This window comes from Nostoc cycadae WK-1 (assembly GCF_002897135.1).
Taxonomy (GTDB): Bacteria; Cyanobacteriota; Cyanobacteriia; order Cyanobacteriales; family Nostocaceae; genus Nostoc_B.
The window spans coordinates 48563-54627 of the sequence record NZ_DF978450.1 but is presented as its reverse complement, the minus strand read 5'-3'; the positions used below and the strand labels follow the sequence as shown (position 1 = coordinate 54627).

7 protein-coding genes are annotated in these 6065 nt (G+C 42.0%); 4 read left to right on the top strand and 3 right to left on the bottom strand.

The annotated features are described in order from the left end of the window. Positions 1-1898, top strand: a 1898-nt coding sequence (locus tag NCWK1_RS27765; RefSeq protein ID WP_103126915.1) for a CHAT domain-containing protein, incomplete at its 5' end; no start/stop codon positions are given. Positions 1899-2172: 274 nt separating this feature from the next. Here the strand turns inward: NCWK1_RS27765 and NCWK1_RS27760 are convergent. Next, a complete protein-coding gene (locus NCWK1_RS27760) occupies positions 2173-2715 on the bottom strand; it encodes a cytochrome C (RefSeq protein WP_103126914.1) in 543 nt (180 codons plus the stop codon). Between the two features lie 279 nt (positions 2716-2994). Here NCWK1_RS27760 and NCWK1_RS27755 point away from each other — a divergent pair, with 279 nt between their 5' ends. The 3 genes from NCWK1_RS27755 to NCWK1_RS27745 all read left to right on the top strand — a co-directional run bounded on the left by NCWK1_RS27755 (position 2995) and on the right by NCWK1_RS27745 (position 5191). Next, positions 2995-3432 carry an RrF2 family transcriptional regulator gene (locus NCWK1_RS27755; RefSeq protein ID WP_103126913.1) on the top strand — a complete coding sequence of 146 codons (438 nt, stop codon included), beginning with the start codon at positions 2995-2997 and terminating at the stop codon, positions 3430-3432. An 88-nt stretch (positions 3433-3520) separates the two neighbouring features. Then, on the top strand, positions 3521-4483 hold the full coding sequence (gene cysK, locus NCWK1_RS27750) for a cysteine synthase A (protein ID WP_096583613.1): 963 nt from the start codon (positions 3521-3523) through the stop codon (positions 4481-4483). Positions 4484-4498: 15 nt separating this feature from the next. After that, positions 4499-5191, top strand: coding sequence for a J domain-containing protein (locus tag NCWK1_RS27745; RefSeq protein ID WP_103126912.1), 693 nt, complete (start codon positions 4499-4501; stop codon positions 5189-5191). 92 nt (positions 5192-5283) lie between these two features. On the opposite strand, the gene NCWK1_RS27740 is transcribed toward NCWK1_RS27745, so the two are convergent. Together NCWK1_RS27740 and NCWK1_RS27735 are read right to left on the bottom strand one after the other, a co-directional pair. Then, on the bottom strand, positions 5284-5652 hold the full coding sequence (locus NCWK1_RS27740; protein ID WP_103126911.1) for a clan AA aspartic protease: 369 nt from the start codon (positions 5650-5652) through the stop codon (positions 5284-5286). Then, a complete protein-coding gene (locus tag NCWK1_RS27735; protein WP_103126910.1) occupies positions 5649-5921 on the bottom strand; it encodes a hypothetical protein in 273 nt (90 codons plus the stop codon). The genes NCWK1_RS27740 and NCWK1_RS27735 overlap by 4 nt, the downstream gene beginning before the upstream one ends. Positions 5922-6065 lie beyond the last annotated feature (144 nt).

The window sequence follows — 6065 nt, the reverse complement described above, 5'->3', positions numbered from 1 at the left end:
ATGTCGCCCAAAGCTTGAATAATTTGGCTGAACTGTATCAAACACAGGGGAAATATGAACAAGCCGAGCCGCTGTATCTCCGCGCACTGACTATTAATGAGAAGGTGCTGGGTAAGGAACATCCCCTTGTCGCCACTAGCTTGAATAATTTTGCTTTCCTGTATCAAACAAAGGGTGATATTACCCATGCTACCGATTTTTTACGCCGTGGATTAGATATTCAAGCACAAAATCTCAATCTAATTTTTGCTACTGGCTCGGAAAAAAGCAAACAAAGTTACATTAGGACTTTTTCAGGGACAACTGACGCTACTGTTTCCCTATCCCTACAAGAAGCTCGCAATAATCCAACAGCTGCATCTCTCGCCCTAACTACTGTACTCCGTCGCAAAGGGCTAGTGTTAGATGCCGTAGCCGACAGTATACAAATATTACGCGCTCAACTCGATAAAAACCCCGAAACTCAAAAATTATTCGCTCAATGGCTGCAAGTACAACAGCAACTCTCAGCATTAATCTACTCTCAGCCAAGTAAACAAACGGCTAACCTGAAAACTCAACTAGAACAACTAGAAGCCGAGAGAGAAAAATTAGAAGCAGCTATCAGTGTTAAAAGTGCTGAATTTCGTCAGCAAACCCAGCCACTAGAGTTAGCAGCTATTCAAGCCAAGATACCCAAAGATGCAGCTTTGGTAGAAATTGTCCAGTATCAACCATACAACGCCAAAGCCAAAACAGACGATCAACGATTCGGTAAACCGCGTTATGCGGCGGCGGTGTTACGTTCCTCTGGTGAACCGAAGTGGGTTGATTTAGGCGAAGCCGCAGAAATTGATAAATTAGCCATTGATTTTCGTGCAGCATTAGCCACCGGAAGAACATTCAACAAACTCGCTCGCACTTTAGATGAAAAATTAATCGCACCCATCCGTCCATTATTGGGTGATGCCAGTCATATTTTAATGTCACCCGATGGGCAATTAACATTAATTCCCTTTGAAGCATTAAAAGATGAGCAAGATAAATTCCTGATTCGGCGTTACGCTTTTTCGTATCTCACCAGTGGGCGGGATTTATTACGCTTTGGCTCAAATAATAATAATGCTTCTGCGCCTGTGGTATTGGCAGATATTGACTACGATAACCAAAAACAAACTGTTGCTTCTGCAAAAACATCTGGTTCACGCGGTCTGCAAAATCGGCGTTCTGGTGATTTGGCAAACTTGATATTTGACCCGTTAGCTAATACTAAAGATGAAGCCGCAGCGATTAAAAAGGTTTTACCCAATGCCAAGTTACTGTTAGGTAAAGATGCGACGGAAACCGCAGTTAAACAACTACAAAGCCCTAGCATTCTACACTTAGCTACTCACGGTTTCTTCATCGCTGATATTGAACAAAATCTCAACGCATCACTAGATTTAGAATTAACACCACGCCAACCGAAGATTTTAGAAGTGGAAAATCCTTTGTTACGTTCTGGTTTAGCATTGGCTGGGTTTAATAAACGCAAACAAGCCACAAATAATGATGATGATGGTGTGTTGACGGCGTTAGAAATTGCTGGTTTAGATTTACGTTCTAATCAATTAGTTGTGCTGTCGGCTTGTGATACTGGTAAGGGTGATATTAAAGTTGGCGATGGTGTTTATGGTTTGCGTCGTGCTTTGGTAATTGCTGGTTCCCAATCTCAAGTTTTAAGTTTGTGGCAAGTTAATGATGAAGCAACAAAGGAATTAATGGTGAAGTATTATCAAAATTTGAAAGCGGGTAAAGGGAGACATGAAGCTTTACGTGCCGCACAGTTGGAAATGCTTAATACAGAGGAGTATCAGCATCCACAATATTGGGCAGCGTTTGTTCCTTCTGGTAATTGGACTCCTTTGCGTGACAAGTAGGCGAGAAACTAGTGTGGTTTAGATCTCCCCAACTCCGTGTGCAACTTTATCTCAAACCTAACCCCCAACCCCTTACGCCAGTTGCTACAACGGGGGGAACCCCCCTTCGGGTTCGCAGTTCCTTCAAGTCGGCAAAGCCGCCCAACGGACTGCTCACCGCAACGCACTGGCTCCCCTACAAGGGAAGGGGAGCAAGAATCAAAGCCTCTCTCCGTTGCGGGGAGAGGTTTGGAGAGGGGTTTCAAAAATAAGTCGCACCTCGCGTTATTTAGCTTCAATTAGTATTTTCCGCTTCTGGGGAAAGGCGGCGAAAATTATATTGTTCTGCACCAGGATGACAACTCACACAGCCACTAATTTGCACTGGACGTGGTAAATCGACTTTAGGATGCAAAGCTTTGAAGAAACGTGATTTATTTACGCGATAAGGTGTTTCTTCATCTTTGAGTTGGGTGCGAGAGAAAGTAGAAAGATACCGCCACACAAGAATCCGTGCTGGATCTACTAAAGGCTGGAGTTGTACACCGTAGTGTTGGGAGTCTTCTAAAAGATTTTTCCAGGTTTGGGTGGGTAAAACTTGTGGTGGGATGGGAATATGACACTTAGCACAATTTTCTATATATAGTTCTTGTCCTAGCTCGTACTGCGCCGGGATAACATCAACTGTTTTTACTTCTGAGGTTGGAGTAGCACTGTAAACGCTAGTAGCAGAAGTAAATAGCCAACCCATAACCAGACTCCAAGCCACAATTACCAACACTAAACCAAAAGATTGGCGTTTGAGTTGGCGTGATTTGCGCTTTACAAGATTTGACATTCCTCACATTCCCAGATACTTAGTTGCGGAGCTTGTAGCTAATAATTTAGACTTGTGCAGCATTGTCTATGTTGCGAGTTTGGGTAGGTATTTTAATTATTCAGCATTGCGATCGCATCTCTCATATCATCATCGTAAATCCAAAAACCCCAGCAATGAACCGGAGTATACTAGAAAAGTGTGAAGTATTTAGATTTCAATTTCAGACTTCACACTTCATACTACCCTTCGGGAAGCCACCCAAAGGGTGTCTACATACTTCAGCCTTACTTACCGCCTGTGGAACTATCGTGTAAATCAGAGTACGCAATTCTAGCCCTAATAGAAATGGCAACTCATTACGAAAACGGCGAACCGATGCAAATTCGGCAAATCGCAGCTCAACAAAACATACCAGATCGCTATTTAGAACAACTACTAGCAACTTTGAGACGCGGGGGTATCATTAAGAGTCAACGCGGTTCCAAAGGTGGCTATTTATTGTCGAGAGAACCGTGGAAAATTACAATATATGAAGTTTTAGAATGCTTAGAAGGCTTAGACGTAAAAGTCTCAGAAGAAACGTCCAGTATCAAAAGTGTAGATAGTGCTGTTGTTGATGAAATATGGCAAGAAGCTTGTCTGGCTGCCAATGCTGTTTTGCAAAACTACACACTTCAGCATCTTTGCGAAAAAAGAGACTCCCGCAAGCAACTAGACATCATGTATTACATTTAGTTATTAGTTAATAGTCAATAGTCAATGGTCAATAGTTTTTACTCTTGACTGTGGACTTTTGACTCTTGACTAATTACAAAGGAATATTATGCGAATTGCTCGTAACATAACAGAAATTATTGGTCGTACACCCTTAGTACAATTAAACCGTATTCCCCAAGCCGATGGCTGTGTAGCGCAAATATTAGTGAAGTTGGAAAGTATGAACCCATCGGCATCAGTGAAAGACCGAATTGGGATTAGTATGATTAATGCTGCTGAAGCGGAGGGATTGATTGCTCCGGGAAAGACAGTATTAGTAGAACCAACATCGGGGAATACAGGCATTGCCTTGGCAATGGTAGCAGCAGCTAAGGGTTATCGATTAATTTTGACCATGCCTGATACCATGAGTGGTGAACGACGGGCAATGTTACGAGCTTATGGAGCAGAATTAGAACTCACTCCCGGAATTGAAGGTATGGGTGGCGCAATTCGCCGCGCTCAAGAGATAGTTAATACTACACCATACTCATATATGTTGCAGCAGTTTCGCAATCCAGCGAATGCCAAAATTCATCGAGAAACTACCGCTGAGGAAATCTGGGAAGATACCGATGGTCAAGTAGATATGATTGTTGCTGGAGTGGGTACAGGTGGTACGATTACTGGTGTAGCAGAAGTTCTCAAAGCACGTAAACCAAGTTTTCAGGCGATCGCAGTTGAACCAGCCAATAGCCCAATCTTATCAGGTGGACAACCAGGAGCGCACAAAATCCAAGGGATTGGTGCGGGGTTTATTCCACAAGTGCTGAAAATCAAGTTCATTGATGAAGTAATTACCGTCAGTGACGAAGATGCGATCGAGTATGGACGGCGTTTAGCCAGAGAAGAAGGGCTATTATCGGGAATTTCCAGCGGTGCGGCTTTATGTGCTGCAATTAAAGTTGCCCAACGTCCAGAAAATGCGGGACGCTTAATTGTGATGATTCAGCCCAGTTTTGGAGAAAGGTATTTGAGTACACCGTTGTTCCAAGACCTGGAAGCAAAAATACCCACCAGCGTCAGCTAACAATCAATTAGAACAATGGTTGACTCCAAGCACACTGATAACCACTACGAAACGCTCAAAATTAATCGTGATGCCAGCCAAGCGGAGATTAAACAAGCTTATCGCCGCTTGGTAAAACTATTTCATCCTGACAGCAACCAAAAAACCGCCGATAAGGATAAAATTATCCGCATCAACGCTGCTTATGAAGTCTTGGGTGACTCTCAAAATCGCCTTGACTATGACCAAAAATTGCAGCTTGACTCTCAAAATCGCCAACAACGGGCAGCATCAGCACAAAAACATTACCAAGCCAATCGAAAATCTGGTAAAAATGTTGATGAACAAATTGAAGAATGGCTACGTTTAATTTATCAACCAGTTAACCGCATACTGGAAGAAATTCTTGATTCTCTAGAAGAGCAAATTGAGCAATTAGCTGCTGATCCTTTTGATGATCAATTATTAGAAGCATTTCAAGAATATTTAGATACTTGTCGAGACGAGATTAAACAAGCTCAAGTTATCTTTCGGTCTTTGCCTAACCCTCCTAGTTTAGCGAGAACTGCGGCACATCTCTACTACAGCCTCAATCAAGTAGCAGATGGCATAGAAGAATTTGCCTACTTTCCCCTAAGTTATGACGATCGCTATCTGCACACAGGGCAAGAAATGTTTCGCATAGCAACAAGATTACACTACGAAGCCCAAGTGGCAGTGAATCAGTAAATTTTATATTTATAGCTAAAGGAGAAAAGGATGAATACTGCGATCGCTTCTAACACAACTTTTAGCTGAACCATTGCAAAACTTGCTCAACATCACAAAATCTCATCAACTATAACTGTACCGCCATCATAAAAATCTATACTGAGATGGCTATCTTCCAACAGCGCAGTACCAATGAGAGGACGACTACCCATTGCCAGCACAGCAACATTCTGCTCTGTACCTTTCCAAAGAATAGTTGCTAGATGAACGTTAACAGGAACATTGGAATTATCAGCAAGATTAGCATCAATTCGAGCTAAGTAAGGCAAAACAAGCTCAGTAATTACTGCGGATGGTAGAGTCAAATAGCCTTCAAAACCTGTATCAACAACAAATTCAATTTCTATACTTGAACTTTGAGACAGACAAAAAATCAAATTAATTCGAGCTTGTAGACCAACGACAGTTCCATGTATCACGATGTCGTCCTAATTAATGTACCACCAACCGCATAGACCGCGTTAAAACCAATTCTTCCTGCCCAAATTGGTGCATCAGCTTGTTTAGCTTGTAATTTGCGACTTGTAATGATTAAATCATCACCAATTTCATATTCACCCGTTTCCACATTAATAGAAATTATCTTGCCAATGTTCTGTGCTGTCTCCACTTGCGAACGAATACTGTTGTCATAGAGTTCTTTACCACGTTGGGTAATTTCTTCACCACTGAGTTTGGGGTAAGGCATAAGAGTAATGTATAAATTTAAATTTATTAGGCTCCTGCTATCATTTTAAGACAGAAGCCATAGTCAAAAGTTTAAGAGCAGCAGTTCTTCCCGCTTTTTGGATGAAGTTGTATTGAGAGATATTATACGAGCAATATATTCTTC

Bases quoted from the DNA above. Each gene is read 5' to 3' on its own strand.
- NCWK1_RS27760 (WP_103126914.1), bottom strand. From the start codon at position 2,715: ATGTCAAATCTTGTAAAGCGCAAATCACGCCAACTCAAACGCCAATCT.
- cysK (WP_096583613.1), top strand. From the start codon at position 3,521: ATGCGAATTGCTCGTAACATAACAGAAATTATTGGTCGTACACCCTTA.
- NCWK1_RS27745 (WP_103126912.1), top strand. From the start codon at position 4,499: ATGGTTGACTCCAAGCACACTGATAACCACTACGAAACGCTCAAAATT.
- NCWK1_RS27735 (WP_103126910.1), bottom strand. From the start codon at position 5,921: ATGCCTTACCCCAAACTCAGTGGTGAAGAAATTACCCAACGTGGTAAA.